This is a genomic window from Salinicola sp. DM10, assembly GCF_017306975.2.
In the GTDB taxonomy this organism is placed as follows: domain Bacteria; phylum Pseudomonadota; class Gammaproteobacteria; order Pseudomonadales; family Halomonadaceae; genus Salinicola.
The window spans coordinates 372,760-391,252 of sequence record NZ_JAFLEN020000001.1 but is presented as its reverse complement, the minus strand read 5'-3'; the positions used below and the strand labels follow the sequence as shown (position 1 = coordinate 391,252).

The 18,493-nt window shown below is 65.0% G+C and carries 14 protein-coding genes; 13 read left to right on the top strand and 1 reads right to left on the bottom strand.

The features are described 5' to 3' along the window. Positions 1 to 2 precede the first annotated feature (2 nt). The 13 genes from J0A90_RS01715 to J0A90_RS01655 are packed head-to-tail and all read left to right on the top strand — an operon-like array spanning position 3 to position 18,239. The gene (locus tag J0A90_RS01715) at positions 3 to 1,454 is read left to right on the top strand and encodes a hypothetical protein (RefSeq protein WP_207035649.1); all 1,452 of its coding nucleotides are present in this window, start codon (positions 3 to 5) and stop codon (positions 1,452 to 1,454) included. Positions 1,455 to 1,460: 6 nt separating this feature from the next. After that, the gene (locus J0A90_RS01710) at positions 1,461 to 1,835 is read left to right on the top strand and encodes a hypothetical protein (RefSeq protein WP_207035647.1); all 375 of its coding nucleotides are present in this window, start codon (positions 1,461 to 1,463) and stop codon (positions 1,833 to 1,835) included. Further along, entirely contained in the window at positions 1,835 to 2,164 is a 330-nt protein-coding gene (locus J0A90_RS01705; RefSeq protein ID WP_207035644.1) for a hypothetical protein, read from the top strand. The genes J0A90_RS01710 and J0A90_RS01705 overlap by 1 nt, the downstream gene beginning before the upstream one ends. A 3-nt stretch (positions 2,165 to 2,167) precedes the next feature. Continuing rightward, on the top strand, positions 2,168 to 3,805 hold the full coding sequence (locus J0A90_RS01700; protein ID WP_207035642.1) for a hypothetical protein: 1,638 nt from the start codon (positions 2,168 to 2,170) through the stop codon (positions 3,803 to 3,805). A 27-nt stretch (positions 3,806 to 3,832) separates the two neighbouring features. Beyond that, complete coding sequence (locus J0A90_RS01695) at positions 3,833 to 5,179, top strand: hypothetical protein (protein ID WP_207035639.1); 1,347 nt, start codon at positions 3,833 to 3,835, stop codon at positions 5,177 to 5,179. Then, entirely contained in the window at positions 5,176 to 5,526 is a 351-nt protein-coding gene (locus tag J0A90_RS01690) for a hypothetical protein (protein ID WP_207035637.1), read from the top strand. The genes J0A90_RS01695 and J0A90_RS01690 overlap by 4 nt, the downstream gene beginning before the upstream one ends. Positions 5,527 to 5,529: 3 nt before the next feature. After that, a complete protein-coding gene (locus tag J0A90_RS01685; protein WP_207035636.1) occupies positions 5,530 to 6,474 on the top strand; it encodes a hypothetical protein in 945 nt (314 codons plus the stop codon). 58 nt (positions 6,475 to 6,532) lie between these two features. Further along, entirely contained in the window at positions 6,533 to 7,054 is a 522-nt protein-coding gene (locus J0A90_RS01680) for a hypothetical protein (RefSeq protein ID WP_207035633.1), read from the top strand. After that, on the top strand, positions 7,051 to 7,692 hold the full coding sequence (locus J0A90_RS01675; protein ID WP_207035632.1) for a hypothetical protein: 642 nt from the start codon (positions 7,051 to 7,053) through the stop codon (positions 7,690 to 7,692). Before J0A90_RS01680 ends, J0A90_RS01675 begins: the two co-directional genes overlap by 4 nt. 8 nt (positions 7,693 to 7,700) lie before the next feature. Beyond that, the gene (locus J0A90_RS01670; protein ID WP_207035630.1) at positions 7,701 to 8,186 is read left to right on the top strand and encodes a hypothetical protein; all 486 of its coding nucleotides are present in this window, start codon (positions 7,701 to 7,703) and stop codon (positions 8,184 to 8,186) included. A gap of 18 nt (positions 8,187 to 8,204) precedes the next feature. Continuing rightward, the gene (locus J0A90_RS01665) at positions 8,205 to 8,465 is read left to right on the top strand and encodes a hypothetical protein (RefSeq protein WP_207035628.1); all 261 of its coding nucleotides are present in this window, start codon (positions 8,205 to 8,207) and stop codon (positions 8,463 to 8,465) included. Positions 8,466 to 8,474: 9 nt separating this feature from the next. After that, complete coding sequence (locus tag J0A90_RS01660) at positions 8,475 to 9,728, top strand: hypothetical protein (protein ID WP_207035626.1); 1,254 nt, start codon at positions 8,475 to 8,477, stop codon at positions 9,726 to 9,728. Between the two features lie 9 nt (positions 9,729 to 9,737). After that, complete coding sequence (locus J0A90_RS01655) at positions 9,738 to 18,239, top strand: LPD38 domain-containing protein (protein ID WP_207035624.1); 8,502 nt, start codon at positions 9,738 to 9,740, stop codon at positions 18,237 to 18,239. On the opposite strand, the gene J0A90_RS01650 is transcribed toward J0A90_RS01655, so the two are convergent. After that, positions 18,240 to 18,476, bottom strand: coding sequence for a hypothetical protein (locus tag J0A90_RS01650; protein WP_207035622.1), 237 nt, complete (start codon positions 18,474 to 18,476; stop codon positions 18,240 to 18,242). Between the last annotated feature and the right edge of the window lie 17 nt (positions 18,477 to 18,493).

Here is an 18,493-nt window from a genome sequence, read left to right as displayed (position 1 = left end):
CCATGCCCCAGCTATTCCTCAACAATGCCCGTGCGGTGCTGGCGAAGTCGATCTCCGCCGGCGAGACCGTTATCCGCGTGCGCGACCCCGATAACCTGCCCAGCGCACTGGCCGACGGCGACTATTTTCTCCTGACGCTGTTCAGCGATACCACGCGCTACGGCGAGAACATCGAGGTGGTGCGCGTGACAGCCGTGACCAGCGGCCAGTCGGGCGAGCTCAACCTGACAGTCGAGCGCGGCTTCGAGTTTCCCGAGCGCATCCATACAGCTGGCGAGCGGGTCGAAGCGCGCCTCACCGCGCAGTCACTTCGCGATCTTTTGAGCGACGCCATCGCTCACGCCGATAGCGGTCTGGCGCGAAAGCTGAACGCTACCGAGTTCAATCCGGCAGAGCTGCTGGCGATGCTGCTGACGGTCGACAGCGATGATTCAGGGCTCAATGCCAGCACCTTGCAGGGTGTCGATCTCGCCGGGCTGCGTGGCGAGATAAAAAATGCGGTGGCTGGGGTGGTCGATTCCTCCCCCGGCCAGTTGGACACGCTCAAGGAGCTCGCCAGCGCACTGAACAACGATGCTGACTTTGCCGCAACGGTGAGTGCTCAGATCGCCAAGAAGCTGGACTCGGGTGCGTACACGGCAGAGGACGTGCTCGCCAAGCTGCTGACGGTAGATGGAGCCGGGTCGGGCGTGGATGCGGATACTGTGCGCGGTCAGGAGATGGGCACGGCGGCGACACGGAATGTGGGGACGGCAGCTAGTGAACTGATGGAGGTCGGGGCTTTTGGCATTGGCTCTGCAGGGTCTCAAATCATCACAAATCCGGCTAATCTGCCTGAATATGGCACGTTCTTTCAATTCAATGGCGCGAATACAGAAGGCCTGCCAGGGTCGTCCAACTACTATGGTGGTATTGCTCTAACCCGTAAGTCAGGCTCGCTGATTAACGCGGTGTGGATTGTTCCAGATAGTACGGCGCTATACACGCTGCGGAAAACCGCTGACGGCGGTATTGAAGCGCTTACCTTCGTCAATAACAAAAATATGGTCGGCTCTGTCGGCGCAGGTCTACCAGGCGTCATCGAGAGCGGCGAGAACAGCAACGGTCGTTACATCAAGTACGCTGATGGTTCGCTGGTGATGACGTTCGAGGCGATGGCAGTTAGGTCGTCGTCCTCAGAGCGCTATTTGCAGTTTCGCTGGACATATCCGTACGCGGTGATTAACCCGCGGCCGTTCGCAACAATGGAATATGCCAACAGCAATGTCCCGGGTGGTTCCGATAAAAAGATATACCCCTCGTATGACAAAGATGGCGTTCAGGTGGCATTGATAAGCAAATCTAGTAATCAGTATGTCTTTGTGGATGTGTTCAAGACAGACATTTCTGCACCTTTTTTTGAAGAAAACGCGGCAGCCTATGTGCTCCTGCAAGCTACAGGGAGGTGGAAGTAAAGAGCCATGAAGCTGATCATACTACCCCAGCGAAGCGACAATACCGCTCAATACCGGGCAGCCGGGCCGGTGTTGACTGTTACCATCGGCGAGCATACCGACACCTTCGATTTCACCGACGCCCCCGATGGCGAATTCGACGGCTTCGCCAGCGATGTGCTGCCGGTTTGCCCGATCCTACGCGCTGAGAAATCCGGCGGCGAAGTCACAGTGTGGGCGCTGGGCTGGTACGGCCCGCGCCCGGAACGCGAGATGCAGCACACGCCGGTAATGGACGATGCCGGAGAGGTCATCGACTACCGTCCCGAAACCGAAGCTGACTTCGAAGCGCGACTCGCCGACTGGGAGGCGCTGACCCAAGAGAGGGAGATCAAGATCTGATGGGTACGTTCAAGACCACACCGGCCCCGACCGCCGCCGAAGTCGCTGCAGCCCAAGCTGAGCGAGAGCGCTCGGCGTTTAAGGCTGGGCGTTCGGAGAAAGTGGAGCGCATCCAGGTCACCACGTCGGCCGGGCATACCTTCGACGGCGACGAGGTGAGCCAGAACCGGATGGCGCGTGCTGTTGCCGGGCTGGATGACGGCGAAGCCATGCCGTGGGTGCTGGCGGACAATACCGTGATTCAGGCCAGCCGTGCGGAGCTTCGCGAGGCAATGCGCCTGGCCGGCGAGGCGCAGGCCGCGGTCTGGGTCGAAAGCGGGGCGCGCTAGGCCATGCTGATCAGTCACACCGGGCCCTTTCAGGGTGAGACGCCGCTGATCGACCCGCGCATCTCTCAGGCGGCCGCGGTCTCCCGTAACGCCTACCGGCGGCATGGCACGCTGAAGGCCGAGCGAGGACCAGCGCCGTCCGGCGATCTGAATGGCGTCTCCCGCCCTGGCAACCTCTACCGCTACGACGCCGGCAATGATGGCGCGGGGTTCTGGTTCACGTGGGATCGCGGCAAGGATGTCGACGCGGTGCGCTCGCCGATCGCCAATGACGCGCACTCCCGCGTCTACTGGACCGGTGACGGGGCGCCGAAAATGGGCGGCATCGACATACTGACCCGCGGCGCTGGTCCATACCCCTCGGCCAGCTACCAGCTTGGCGTGCCGGCGCCGGAGGGCGCGCCGAGCGCCGCCCAGCCAGACGACCGAGTTCGGCCCGATGACGAGGCGATAGACTGGCCGCCGCTGACCGCGGTCGACACTGTCTACGTCGTGACCTGCATCACCAACTACGGCGAGGAGAGTGCGCCCAGCACGGCGTCGCAGATGGTGACGCGCTGGGATGCGGCCGATGACCTGCCAGAGGGGGGCGACGTGATCGTAACGCTGCCCGATACGCCGTCGTCGAACAACAACATCACGGCGATGCGGCTCTACCGGTCCGAGTCCGGCAACGAGTACCAGTACGTCGCTGACGTGCCGGTCGGCACCAAGACCTATCGCGATGCGGTGCGTTCTGAGGAGCTGGGGCTGGTTCTGCCCAGCACCGAATGGGACATGCCGGCACCCGAGATGCGCGGCCTGACCGACATGGGCAATGGCATGCTCGCCGGCTTCTACGGCAACACCGTCGGCTTCTGCGTACCGTACCGGCCCCACGCCTGGCCGGCGGCCTACGAGCTGGCGTTCAGCGACCCCGTGGTGGCCATCGCCACTATCCCGGGCGGCCTGGTGGTGCTGACCACTGGGCAGCCGTCACTGGTGACTGGCACCGACCCGGCGGCCATGGCCCAACAGCGGCTCGACGTGCAGCAGTCCTGCGTCGCCAAGGCCTCGGTCGTCAGCATGGGAGGATATGCGCTGTACGCCTCGCCTGACGGTATCGTCGCCGCCGGGGGAAGCGAGGCCAAGCTGGTCACTGGCAACGTCTTCTCGCGCGAGCAGTGGGCGGCCCTCAACCCGGCGACCATGCACTGCTACCGGTTCGATGGCCGCTACTACGCCTTCCACGACGAGGGCTGCATCGCGTTCGCGCCCGGCGATGGCATCGACAGCTTCGATGTCCAGGCCGAGGCCGGCTACTACGACGACCAGCGTGACGTCTTCTACCTGATCCAGGACGACAGGCTGGTGGCATGGGGTGAGGGTGAACGGCTGGCACTGCGGTGGCGCTCGCCGATCACCCAGGTGGCACCCGGCGCCGGCGGTTTCAGTTGCGCCAAGGTCATCGCTGCCGAGTACCCGGTCATGATGCGGCTGTTCGCCGACGGCCAGTCGGTGCTCGAGACGCAAATCGAGAGCGCCAGCATGGTCCGCCTGCCCGCCGGCTTCGCGCTGTGCCGCGAGTGGCAGACCGAACTCGAGACCACCGGCGAGATCTACGCCGCGCACCTCGCAACGAGCGCCAGCGAGCTTCCCTGAATCCCGACTGCCTACCGTGAGGTACGCATGGCAACTAGTACCCGGCGGCGCACGCTGCCCAACGTCGATGCCGGCGTTGACCCCAAGTCGCGGGCGTTCCTGCAGGCGCTCAAGGAGATCGTCGAGGTCGGCGAGGGCTCGCGCGGCAATAAGCTCGATCGCAAGCTGACTCTGCGCGACCTCTACGACACCGGCATCCTGAAGTTTCGAGGTCCCGGTGGCACGGGCAGCCTGGTTCCCGGCGACGCGATCCCGACACCCGTTGTCGAGGATATGGCGACACCGCCGCGCCCGACCGGGTTCGCGGCCGTGGGCAGCTTCGGCCTGATCTTCCTGACCTGGGACGTGCCGCAGACGCTCTACGGCAATCATGCACTGACCACGATCTACCGCAGCGAGGTCGACAACTTCGCCAACGCGATCGTTGTCGGCCGCGATTCCGGCATGGTCTATAGCGACTATCTGCGGGACGTCGGTGACCCGGAGAAGGGCGGCGGCTTCTACTACTGGGTCACCTTCACATCGACCGCAGGTGTGGAGGGCCCGCCCAACAGCGGCGATGGTACCTACGCCGAGCTGATCCCCGACACCGACTACATGCTGCGATCGATCACCGGGAAGATCAACGAGAGCGTGCTGGCCAAGACGCTGAGCCAGCGCATCGACCTGATCGACGGTATCGGCACCGGCAGCGTGAACGCCCGCCTGCAGGCCACGGAGAAGACGCTGACGCAGGCCGATCAGGCGTTGTCGCAGAGAATCACGGACGCCCAGGCCTCGCTGGGCAAAGACGTCGCGGCGGTGCGCCAGGACATGACCGCAGACGTGAAGCGCATCGACGGAAAGCTCGTTGAGCTCGGCGCGCGCTGGACCGTGCAGGTGCAAGCGAACGGCCTGGTGGGCGGCTTCGGCGTCTTCAACGATGGCCGGACTGTCACGGCAGGGTTCGATGCCGACCGGTTCTACGTCGGGCGCACCAACCAGAACAAGGTCCGCCCCTTCATCGTCGACGGCGACGAGACGTGGATCAATCACGCCCGCATCAAGCAGGGCTCGATCCAGGAAGGGCAGCTTGGGCCAATCACCATCGGCAAGCTGACCGACAAGTCGGGCAAGCCGATCACGACGCTGGGCGGCCTGCTGCGCGCCGACAGCATCGACGTCGACTCGCTGCGCATCAACTTTGCCCAGGTGCTCGGCGACATGAAGTCGGCCAAGACAGGCCAGAACGGGCGCCCGGCCTGGGCGCTGTATCGCAACGGTGAGATGGAGATGAACTCCACCGGCCAGGGCGGCCGGCTTGAGCAGCGCGGTGACCGCATCTCCGTCTACGACGAGAGCGGCACGCTGCGCGTCAGGATCGGCCGCCTATGAGCTTCGGGATTCGCACCTGGGCGCCGGGCGGCGAGCTGGGGTTCGAGCTGACCACCCGGCTGACGAAGCTGATCCTGCAGCGCGACGTCGAGTCGTGGCACAGCGGCAGCATCGCGCTGAATGTGCCGCAGAACATGGAGTTCACCGCGCAGGCGATCCCGCTCGACAGCGATCAGTACATGCGCCATGTCGGCCACCGCCTGACCTACGACAGTCGGGCCAAGGTTCTCAGCTGGGAGCCGGGGCTGACGCAGGCCGATCTGGACTACGTGAACGGCCTGGCCGACTGGGCGCGGCCGATGCGCAGTGCCAGCCGTATCGTGGTGTTCGCCTATGTGCCGGAGTGACGCATGAGCTGGGGCGCACTGGTCAACGGCATCAACGGCCGGCTGCCGATCGATGACGACTTCGACAACCTGGTGTACCGCGGGAGTGGCGCCCGGCGCGTTGGCGAGGGCATCCATGACATCCAGATCGAGCCGCGCGGGGTGCCGTCGCTGGTGGTGGCTGCGCGCCACCCCGGGCTCGATGTGGCCCTGCTCAGCTATCTGTCCGACGGCCAGGGGACCACCGGTGTGCGGGTCTACGTGCGAGGCGCGGGCACGCTGTACTGGCGCACCTACCAGCCTGCCACGCCGATCAGCGGTGGCTGGGGCGTCGAGATCCGCAACGCCGGCGGCCAACAGGTGTTCCACTCCGACCACCGCTATGCCGATGTGCGCGACTCGCGCAGCGAGCTCGGCGGCACCGGATACCTTGCCGGTGGGCACTATTACGTGTTCAACGCGCCGGCGGTCCCCGCGTTCGAGTACACAACCCAGGTCACCGCGACCACCCAGGCTGATCGACGCTACCAGCAAACAGGCACCCGCAAGGTGCGTCGCACTCGCCGGGAGTATCAGTGTTGGTACGAGTACCAGTATGTCCCGGGCAGTGGTTACCAGCGGGTGAGGACTTGTGACTGGGTCACCGTCGAGTACTTCGAAGATCAGCCGATCCGTGATTGGGTCATCGTCGGCTGGTGGACCTATACGACCCGCGCCGTGCTCTGCCGCAAGACGCTGGCCATGACGCATCACAGCACCACCGACTACCTCAGTCGCTACTCGCACAGGCTGAGCGATTGGGCGGTGTGCTTCGAAGAGACGTTGTCGCAATACACCCGATCATCCCAGCCGTTCGGGCCGCAGCAATTTCCACCCGACTACATGAGCGCGCTGGGGAGGGTCACGAATGGGACCGTGGCGTCTGGCCGTATCGAGGGCCATAACAACCGGCTGATCCTGGTCGAGTGATCAGCGACACATCGCTGCGCTGATACACTCGTCGCAATGGCACATCGTGAGGATGCCCATGAACACTACCGAACAGCAGTTCCTTCAGAACGTCCTGCGCAACGTCCAGCCCGCCGTCGCTTTCTGCGAGGCGCTGGGCCGTATCTCTCAGACGCTCGACGACATCGTGGATGGTGACACCCGCGTCAGTGCTGGCGACGTCATCCGCAGCTACTGGGAAGCTTTGATCGAGCTACCCGAGAACCCTTTCTATCGCCAGAACGAGACCTATCTGCGCCCGCTGCTGGCCAGTGCGCTGCAAGACTGGACGGATAGCACCGTGCTGGAGCGGACCGGCCAGCAGCACGATGCCACGCTGGCGTTCGTCATGCGCGACCAGCTCGCCGGCGTCGTGGTCCAGTGCGCGCGCCTCGTCGGCGGCTACGACTGGATGCGCGAGGTCGGCCCGGTGATCCGGCAATACTTCCACGACGAGCGGCTCCACGGCTACCTGTCTGGGCTTGGCCTGGCCGATGCCGAGACTGACGGCAGCGACCCCAGCGAGCCCGCCACAGTCGCTTGCCAGGAGTCCAACCAATGAGCGTGGGCGGCGGCAAGAGCGACACCAGCGTCAAGGACACCCCCGAGCAGCGGGCCCTCGCCCAGGTCGCGGCAGAGAAGTGGAACTACGCCCAGCAGAACCTGGCGCCGCTCGAGGATAGCTACATGGATGCGGTCGGCGAGATGACCTCCGACAGCAAGATGGGCTACATCCGCGGGCAGGCCAACCAGGGGCAGATGCAGGCGCTGTCCGAGACGACCGCTCAGGCAGACCGGGCGCTGACCCAGGGCGGCATCGATCCCAGCAGCGGGCGTTACGGCGCTGCTGTGTCTGGCCTTTCGCTCGATGCTGCCCATGCCGGCGGTGAAACGGCCGGCCGCGGGCAGTTCTCGCAGGAGAGCGAGCAGCTCACCGGGCTCTCGAACATCCTGGCCATGGGCCAGGGGCAATCCACCCAGGCCCAGGCTGGCCTTTCCGGCGTCGCCAGTCAGGCCGCGGCGGATGCGCGAAGCGATGCCGCGACGAGCTACAACCGCGGCTCGGCGAATCTCCAACTTCTCGGCACTGCCGCGGGCATGGCTGGCAGCTCCTATCTGCCTTCCGCGGGCCAGGGGCTCGCCATGGGCGGAACAGCACAGCCCGATTACGCGCCAGGCCAAGGCCTGAAGCTCTACTGAGGTGACCCATGGTGACACGCACACAGAACAGCCTCGGGCTCTCGATGCCCAGCACCGAGCAGTCGTCTGGCATGCAGCTTGTGGACGCCGGCCAGGCCTTCGCGGGCGATCAGGGCGCCTCGAAGCTATTCGGCCAGCTCTCGCGGGCGCAGTGGGAGGACTACCGTGCCCGCTTTCTGCCGTACGTCGAGACGCTGGGCGATTACGCCACCGACTCCGCTGTGCCGGGCAACGCCGCCCAGCAGGCTGCTGACTCGATGACCAACGCCTACCAGAACAGCGAGAAGGCGCAGCAAATGCAGCGGCAGGGATACGGGATCGACATGACCCCGCGCCAGCAGCAGGCGAACTCGCGGCGGGCCAACATCGCGCAGACGGCGAGCACGGCGTCGGCTGCCAACCTCGCCCGGGTCTCGGCCCAAGATCGCCAGAACGCCATCCTCGGCGGCGGGCTCGGGCTCTCGAACATCCCCGATCAGGTGCTCAACCAGTAACTCGCCGGGAGGCGACACATGGCTTACGGACTACTCGGCCTGCGCGACCAGATGGAAGGCGAGGCACTTCAGGGGCTCTCCGACATCGCCGGCGATCAGCGCCGCGACAAGGCGCTCGGCGATCAGATGGAGCAGGCAGCGCGCCAGCAGAAGACCCAGATGATCGGCATGGGTGCCGGCGTCGGCGCCATGGCGGGCGCCCAATTCGGTGCGATGGGGGGCCCGGCCGGCATGGCCATCGGCGCCGGTGTCGGGCTGCTGGCCAGCGAACTTTTCTAGGAGGACGGCATGGCTGGATTGGACACGCGAGGGCTCGCCGACGGGCTGGCCCAGGGCCTCGGCCTCGGCATGCAGATCAACAACCAGGAGCGTCAGCAGCGCTACGACGAAGCCCGCACGCAGCAATATGCCCGCGGGCTGGACATGCGTGAGCAGGAGTTCGCCCAGCAGCAGAAAGCGCACCAGCTCGAGCAGGACAAGATGATCGCGCAGAGCGGGTATGCGCGGCTCGCCGCCGGCCAGGACCTGGACGAGCAGCAGCTCGAAGCCTTCAAGCGCAACCCCTGGATGGCGCCGTGGCATGTCGCCAGCGACGAGGTGGGCCAGGCCATCGATCAGGCGCGCCGCGTGATGGACCCCAACGACCCGGCCGACATCAACGACGCCCAGTCCTTGCAAGCGGTCAACGCGCTGTTTGGGCCGCGCATCAACCGCGGGCACGGCGCCAAGAAGCGCATCCGCGCCATGATCCCGGGCCAGAATCCGGGCACCGTGGCGATCGACCTGGACGTCGAAGACGAGGACGGGAATCGCTACACCGCGCCCATGACGCGCAACCGCGGCAAAGCCGGCGAGGACGACGAGGTCATGCAGACCGACGTCGGCGACATCATCAACCAGGTGGCGGGATACCAGCAGCTCCGCGGCGCGCTCTCCCCGGAGGCCCGGCAGCGGGCACTGGCCTACGGCCGTCAGCTTGGTTTCCTGCCGGAGGCGGCGCGAGAGGATCGTTGGGAGACCGTGCAAGGCCCCGGCGGCAGCCTGCTGCAACGCAACACTCGCACCGGCGAGATGAGCTCGGTAGTAGGGCGCGCGCCTCAGCGCGGCGGCACCAGTGGCTATGCGCCGACGTCCTCGATGAAGGAAGCGCAGTGGCTCGTGCAGCAGGGCATCGCACCCGACATCCAGTCGGCATACGAGATGACATCGCAACCATCCCGCGACAGCAGTTACTCGCGGCGGCTGGATCAGCTCAAGTTCATGAGCAGACAGATCAGCGATCTCGATAAAGCGATCCAGGCCTCTAAAGGCGATACCGGCGTTGGGCCAGCATCACAGGAGCTTCTTAATGAACGCGCTGAGTTGGTTCGCCGTCGCGATCAACTCGCGCAAGACGCATGGAGCCCCGGCGGCGATCGCCAGCGCGGCGCGGGCGAGGCTCAATTGCCTCGCGGAACGAGCGGCCCCGCTTCGCGTGACACTGGCGCGCGCTCGACTGGCGACTTCGACGCTGACGCGTTCCTCAACGACCTCGGAATCTAGGAGTTGCCCGTGGCAGGCAAGTGGGATCAGGTCGCCCAGAGCGAGAAATTTCAGGCGCTGGACGCGACCCAGCGGCAAGCGGTGCGGGGTGCTTTCTTCGATCGTGAGATCCGCCCCAACGCGCCAGCCGCGCTGCTGGCGGAGGTGCAAAGCGCGTTCTTCACTCGCACAGAGCGCGACGTCTTCGGACAGCAGGAGAATGCCTCTGAGGGTGTCGGCGTCATGGATTACGTCAATGAGTTCGGCGCCGGGCTCGAGGAGGGCACCGGGGCAGTCTTGCAGGGCGCAGGGGAGCTGCTCGACCAAGGTGGCCAATGGGTCGATCGAGGGCTGCGCTCTATCGGGCTAGGTGATGCTATCGATGCTGGCGACCGGGCGCTGGGTGGTCATAGCCCAGCCTCAGCCGCACGCGGTGTCGGTGATTACTTCCAGGATGGCGGTGACGCCCTGCGTGAGCGGCAATCCGAGGCGGCGAAACAGGCGCGAGCCGACAGCACACCGCAAGGCGACATCACTGATCCGTCATCCTGGAGCCTGGGCGATGATCCCAGCGCCGCGGGCTACGGCATGCAGATTGCCAACTTGATTGGACAGTTTGCACCCCAGGCTGCCGCGCTGCTGGCGCCGGGCAGCCAGGCGCGCGGCCTCGCGATGGCCGGCGTCGGTGGGCTTCAGGGCGGGGGCGCCGCCGGCGAGGACGCTGAGCAGTACGTCATGCAGCAGAGCGATGACGACCTGTCGAAGAACTCCGGTATGTATCGCGATCTGGTGAGCCAGGGCCTGGAGCCGCAGGAGGCACGACGCCAGACGGCGGCCGCCGCTCGGGGCGCGGCATTTGCCGGCGCTGCGCCTGTCGCTGCTGGCGGCGGCGCGCTGACCCATTACATCCTGGGGCCGTTCCAAAAGGCCATCGGCGGCGGTGTCGGCCGGCGACTGGGTTATGGCCTGGCCGTCGACGCGCCGGCGGAAGGGGCGCAGGAAGCCGCCGAGACTGTCACCGGGCGCGCGGCGCAGAACCAGGCCACTGGCGGCAACCGTGACACCACGGATGGCACATTCGGCGACGTCGTGCTCGGCGCCGTGGCTGGTGGCGGGCATGCCGGTCTGGGGGCCGCCATGGGCGAGAGGCTACCAAGCCGGCGGATGCCGACACCTGATGATCTGGTGCGTGAGCGCGGACCGGAGGACATCGCTGCCGCTGAGGAGCAGCACCAGGCTGATCTGGATGCGGAGGCGCGCCAGTGGTTTGAGCGTCGCCGTGCTGACGAACGCTCCCGGGCTGAGGTGAGCGAGCAGTTCGGCGAAGAGGGCGCCGCCGTCTGGCAAAACGCCGACCACGACTTGCCCGTGCGTATCCGCGGCATCGAACCGGAGCCCGATGAGGCTGGTCGGCGCTATGCCCGAGTGGAGCGCGACGGGCAAGAGTCGTTCGTGCCCCTCGACGAGCTGCGCGCAGCCGATACCCCGCCCGGAGAAGCGCAAGCCACCGATGACACCGGCACCATCCCCAACCCTCGCGAGCGGCGGCTTGGCATCGACAACGATATCCGCGTTGCCGAGAAGGTGGGGGCCGACGAGGACGCGGCCAGGCTGCGCAATGCCAAGGCACTTTTCGTGCGCGCCATGGAGCGCGACGCCGCTGGCGACCGGGAAATGGGGTCACGTCTGCGCCAGCGCGGGCTCGACATCCATCGCGAGATTTACGGTGACCCTGAGTCGCTGATGCCGGAGCGCCCGGCGTCCTTTCCCGTGCCCTATGAGTTCGACGGAGAGCTTGAGGCGGCGGGCCGGCCGCCGGCGGCCGGGCCGGCGCCGCGGCGCGGTGAGATGCTGGACGGCACGCCAGACGAGCGCCTTTCCCAGCCCGCCGCGCGGCTTCGCCAGGGTGATCAGGAAACCGGGGAAAGCCTGATCTATGGCGACGGGCCTGTCGCGCGCCGAGGCAATGCAAATACTGGTATGGATCAGCCGTTCGCCGGTGCTCGCGCTACAGATACGGCGAGCGAAGCGCCCAAGAGCAGCTACGACCCGACCCAGGCGGCCGACACGCCCCGACACCGCCGCCGGGAGCAGACCAGTGGCCGGCGCGCGCAGGCCTATCTGGCAGACAACACGCCGGTTCCGGTCCGCTACCGCGTCATGGACCTCGACGAGCTGACGCCGTCCAACGATCCCGACGGCGCAGTGAACCCGGCATTTCCCGCTGAGCTGCAGCCGCGCGATCGCACTGGCAAGAACAGCCAGGTGCAGGTTCGCAACATCGCCGCGCGGCTCAACCCCGAGCGTCTGGCCGAGTCCATGGATGCCGGCAGCGGATCGCCGATCGTCGGCCCGGATGGCGTCGTCGAATCCGGCAATGGTCGCACCATGGCCATCGCCCAGGCCTACCGCAGTGGCAGCCCGCAGGCGCGGCGCTATCGGCAGTTCGTGCAGCAGCGCGCTCAGGATTTCGGCATCGACCCCGAGGTGGTGAACGGCATGCGCAACCCGGTGCTGGTGCGGGAGCGCACGGGGAGTATCGACCGCGCTGAATTCGCCCGACGGGCCAACGAGGCAGACGTGGCCAGCATGACCCCTTTCGAGACGGCAGTGGCGGATGCTGACCGGCTGAGTGCCGAGGACATGGCAGAGTGGACCACTGACGAGAGCGGCGACCCTTTGGCGGCATCCAATCGCGCGTTCACGCGACGCTTCGCCCAGCGCCTCGGCAACAACGAGGCCAGCCGCTATCGTGGCCGCGATGGCATGCCATCGGCAGAGCTCGGCGAGCGCATGCTGCGCGCCGTGTTCGCCAAGGGCTATGCCGACGAGCAGGGTCGACCCTCGCCCGACATGCTGGAGATGGTCACCGAGCGCCAAGGCAGTCTGCGTAACCTCACCCTGGCGCTACAATCGGCTGCGCCCGACTTCGCTGTCGCGCGCGATTACGGTGGCGAGCAAGCCGCGGCCATGATCGACACGGTCGTTGATGCCGTGCGTGTCGTGCGGCAGGCGCGCACCTCTGGGGTGGCTGTACGTGAGCTAGTTGGGCAAAACGACGCCTTTGCTCAGGCTGTGCCGCGCGATACAGCGGCGCTTGCCATGTTCATGGCCAACAACGCGCGCAGTCGCCGCGGACTGGCCGACTCGCTCGCGATGATCGCCGCTGCCACGCGGCGCCGTGCCGAGAGTCAGCGCAACGGCGCGCTCTTCGACGACCCGGTATCTAACGAGGACATCACCCATGCAGCCACGCGACAAGATCCACTTGCGACGGACGACGGACAACCCGGCGGTGGCGGAGACGCTACGAGAGGGGATCGCACAGGCTCAGGCGAGACGGCCTCAGGGCAAGAAGCTGATCGTGCCCAAGCACCTTCAGAAGAGCCGGGGTTAGACGATTCGCTGCTGTCGACCTACGACGAGCAGGAGCTGGTTGATCGTGACAGTGAGCGCACTGCACCGAGAGCAGGCGGGCGCGATGCGACCCTAGAGGAGGAACACACCCCCGCTTCTGAACGCCGAGCGGCAGAGATCGCCCAGCAGATGTCGCCAGGCGAGATCCGGGCAGAACTGGACGCCCTCACAAGTAGGCTCGACGAGCGATATAACCAGGGAATGCGGGGCGCTGGCTCAAATATCTACCTGCCTCGAACACATTTCGCGACAGATGATGAACTCGCCCGTCGTAACGACCTCATGCAGGCTTTGCCAAGCCAATCCCAGCAGCGCGCTGAAGCGCGTCAGCGGATCGAGCAGCGCGCGCGAGACAGGGCGGCATCTCGCGCGAGCACCAACGCTACGGACTCGAATGGCGCTGAATCTTCCCGCGAATCGGGTCGTGAGCGGCCATCAACGAATGCACCGATAACCTGGCAGCGACGAGGCAAGAGCCGGGTTTGGGACGGAAGTAATGGCAACCTGATCGTTGATCATGGATTCCAGGTCGGCGGTGAACGTATCCCTATGCTGATGGTGTTCAAAGACCAACAGGCTTATCAGCGAGGTGACAATTTCGCCACTGGCAACTCCGTGCGTGAAGCGAAGCAGTTGGCCCAAGATCATGCGAGCCAAGCACTTAGCGAGCCGGCCGGCTCCGATCAGAGCCGCCGGGAGAGCGACCGTGCGCAAGCCGGTATTCCCGGTCGCCGCCAACCGGACAATGAGATTCCGACAGCGAGGCGCCGAAACAAGCCGCTCGAATACACCGGCTACTCGGGGCAGTCTCGCAGCGCCAGGAGCTACACGGAAGTGGGCCAATATCGAATCGCCAAGGTCCACGATGGCCTGTATGAGGTGATCGACGCCAGTGGCCAGGCTGTTAGCCAGCTTGCCGGGCCAAATGGCGCCCTGCAGGAGGCCCAGCGGCTTATCGAGCGTGGTGGAGTCACGGACCACGGCGAGCAGATGTACGCGAAGCGCGAGAGTAGTGGTGATCGCCAAGGGTGGGAGCCCCCAAGCGTTGACCAGGTTATTGATGCGCTCGAAGGCATGCGTGACCAGCTCGGCGACATCAGCGTCATCGGCTCCACGTCAGAACTGCCGCTGGCCTCTCAGTTGCAGATGCTGCGGGATGGCGTAGACGCCGACGAGGTGCGCGGGCTGTATATCGGCGATCAGCTCTACCTCGTCGCCGGTAACAATGACTCACTGCAGCAAGCGATCCAGACCGCTGTGCACGAGGCCGTAGGCCACAAGGGTATTCGTGGAGTGCTTGGCGACGAGATCGTACCGGTGATGCGCCAGCTCTACAGGTCACTGCCTCACGACAAGCGCGGCCGTGAGGCGCTGCAGGAGGTGCTCGACACCTACACCCATCTCGATCGCAACGATCCCGATGATCAGGTAGCGATTGCAGAGGAGATGGTCGCCCACCTTCTGGAAAAAGGGTATCGCCCCAAGGTGTGGCAGCGCGCCGTGGCCAAGATTCGTGAGCTGCTGCGCCGGCTGTTCCCGGCGATGGACTGGACCTATACCGACGTTCTGGCGCTGGGCGAGCGCTCGCGCGATTTCCTACGGAGCCAGGCAACAGGCCGCGGTGACAGCGAGCAACGGTATTCGCGTCGGGGCTGGCAAGACGACTTTCCCAATGCCGTGTTGGCGCATCCTCTTCGCTGGGCGAGCCAACATCCTGATTACGAGGCGGCGAAGGCCGGCGACGACAGGGCTGCGCTGCGCCTTGCTCGCGATGCCGTCACGCCCGAGTTCGTTGAACAGGTCCGCGGCCTGATCCCCGCCGGCTCTCAACCGCGCATCGTGCCTGTGCTCGCTCAGGAAAGCGCCGGACGCAATCGGATCCCCGCGATGACTGCTGAGGTGCTGGCTAATCGCCTCGGCATCGAGACGGTCGACACCCTTGCGCAACGTGAGCGCGTTTCGCGTACCGGCGCCAATGCGATGGAGCGGTTGCAGCGGCAGCCGACGTTCGATGGCGATGTGACCGATGGCGATTATCTGCTGATCGATGACACGCTGACCCAGGGCGGCACCCTGGCACAGCTCAAGACCCACATCGAAGACCAGGGCGGCCGGGTGCTCGGTGTTGCCGCGTTGACCGGTAAGCAGTTCTCGCGGAAAATTGCCGTAGATCCCGCCACTTTGGACCAGGTCCGTGACCGATTCGGTTCCGTTGAAGACCAATGGCGTGCCGCCTTCGGCTACGGCTTCGAAGGCCTCACCCAGTCAGAAGCCCGAACGCTCCTCACGTTCGAGCGCGGACGTCTATCGCCTGACGAACTCCGAGATCGAATCCCTGCGCTCCGAGATGCAAACGTCGATGGCCTGGGCGAGGGAGCAACTGGCAGTCGATCCGGACCTGAAGCACCTCTAGACCCCTCTCTGTACAGCTTGCGCCCGCGGCGCGAGCCCACCGCCGACCAGTTCGACGATCTGGACGCCGAACAGCGCGACTTCATGGCTAAGTTCGGCTCGAAAACCGCGACTCGACGTGCCATGGACTGGTATCGCGACCTAACTCGCCGCGCCATGTTGCGCATTCGCCAGGGGATGGTCGATCAGTACGCCGCGCTCAAGGAGCTGGACGAGAAGCGCTTCGGCAAGGATGGTGCGCTCGCCGAGGACATCACCAGCTCCAGTTGGGTGCTGGCCCGCATGTCGAACGCTGCCAGCGGCGCACTGCATGCCATGCTTCACAATGGCCGCATCTATCTCGACCCCGACCAGAAAGTCATCGACATCCGCGACGACGACGCCAAGGGCCTTGGCGCCGTGCTGGGCCAGCTCGGCCGGCCAGCGGAGATCGAGCGCTTCATGATGTGGATCGCCGCCAACCGCTCGTCGAAGCTGGCGGGCGAGGGTCGGGAGTTCCTGTTCACGGAAGCGGAGATTCGTGCCGGCATGCAACTCAACGAAGGGCGGCTGGCCGACGGCAGTAGCCGGCGCGAGCGCTACCAGAAAGCCTTCGACGAGTTCCAGCAGTACCGCGACGACGTCCTGGCTATCGCCGAGCAGTCTGGCGTGATTCGTCCCGATCAGCGGGCGATGTGGCGTGATGAGTTTTATGTGCCGTTCTACCGGCTCAAGGACGACAAAGACGTCAATGTGCAGCTCTGTACCAGCGGACTCTCCCGGCAGCAGGCCTACAAGCGGCTGAAGGGCGGTACCGACAACATCAACGACCTGCTGCAGAACACGATGATGAACTTCCATCATCTGCTCGATGCCAGTCTCAAGAACCAGGCCGCGCAGCAGGCAATGACCAATGCGGAGGCCATGGGCATCGCGCATGTCGTGCCCGAGAGCGGGCGCGACACCACTAAATCGACGTTCGTGATGCAGGGCGGCAGGAAGACTTTCTACGAGATCAACGACCCGATGGTATTCAGCGCGGTCTCGGCACTCGCGCACCCGGGCATGAACAACGCCATCATGAAGATCATGCGCGGCTTCAAGCGCGTCTTCACCAACATGACCACCACCACGCCGCAGTTCATCGCCGCCAACCTGATGCGTGACACCCTGCAGGCGGTGGCCACCAATGAGGTTAGCGCCAACGTCTTCAAGAATATCTACGACGGCGCGGGCACACTGCGCGATCAGAAAAAGCGGGCCCGCATGCTGGCGGCTGGCGGCAGCTTCCACTTCGGCCACCTCTACGGCAACAACCCTGACGAGCTGCGCGCTCAGCTCACGCGCAATCTGCGCGACGCTAAGGTTGTCGGTGTCCCGGGCTCAAGGTCGTCTGTCGTTGCCGCGCCGGCGAAGCTGATCCGGGCCGGGTGGGCGAAGTGGGGCGACGTCAACAACTTCGTCGAGAACGTCAACCGCGCAGCGATCTACGATCAGAACCAGGACTATGGAAAGCTCAAGGCTGCGTTCGAAGCTCGAGACCTGATCGACTTCAGCGCCCGCGGCGCCTGGCCGGCGGTGCGCATCCTGACTGACATCGTCCCGTTCCTGAATGCCCGCATCCAAGGGCTCGACAAGATCTACCGTAGCGGCATCAAGCCCGGCGCTAACGTACTCGGTGCGGCGTTCGGGAAAGGGCAGGCCGGGGTGAGCGACAAGCAGGCCGCTGCGCGCTTCTGGTCCGTGGCGGGCGTTACCACGCTGGCCACCATTGCCCTCTACCTGAACAACCGTGACGACGAGGACTATCAGAAGCTGGAGGACTGGCAGAAGGACACCTATTGGTTCTTCAAGGTGGGCGATCAGGCGTTCTTCATTCCCAAGCCATTCGAGGTTGGGGCGATCGCTACGATGGCCGAGCGAATCACGCAGCAGTTCGTCGACGACGAAGCGACTGGCGCACTCTTTGCCCAGCGGATGGGCCATATGCTGACTGGAACGTTCGCATTCAGCCCGGTGCCGCAGATGATGCAGCCGGCGCTGGATGTCTACGCCAACCGTGATTCGTTCACCGATCGGCCGATCGAGGGGATGGGGGATCAGCGCCTTTCACCCATGCTGCGCCGGCGCGATAGCACGTCCCGGGTCGCGCGCGGCACAAGCTGGGCGCTCAACCACACCCTTGGGGCGATCGGGAATCCCGAGACCAATCCGGCGGCACTGTCGCCGCTGCAGGTCGACTATCTGATTCAGGGCTATCTGGGGCAAGTTGGCGCCTGGGCGGCTGGGTCGCTCGACGTGGCCTGGAACGTGTTTGACGGTAAGGACGAGCCCGCGAAGCGCTGGTACGAGTACCAGCCTATCCGGCGCTTCTACACCAATCTGGGCGACGAGCCGCGCTATACCCGATACGGCACCGTTTTCTATGACGGCCTTCGTGAGGCAGAGCGCGCCTATGCCGACGTCAAGGAGATGGGCGAGATGGGGCGGCTTGAGGAGGCCCGCGCCCTGGCCAGAAGCAAGGCCGACGTGCTGAAGCTACGCAAACCGCTGATGCGTGCGCAGCGCAAGCTCAACGATGTGCGCAAGCAGATCGAGGCGATTCGTCGATCTAACCTCGATGGCGAGCTGAAGCGGCAACGAATCGATCGGCTCACCGCGCTCAAGAACCGGATCCAGCAGATTCTGGGCGAGAAGATCCTTGAGCAGCGCGCCGGCAGTTGATCAGCGTTTCACCTTGGCGGCGGCAACGCCGCCAAGGAACAGTGCACCGAACAGCAGCATCGGCAGGTTTACAGCCAATGCCACCACGATCAGAAACCCGGGGATACCGATGAAGCTGATCAGCAACCAGCCCTGGACGTTCTGCCATGATGGCGGAACGACAGTCATGACTAGCAGGGCAAGCAACGGCAGGCCGAATATCAATCCGAAGGCGACATCGGGTGGCGGCATTGGCATTGTATGTGCCTCTTTGT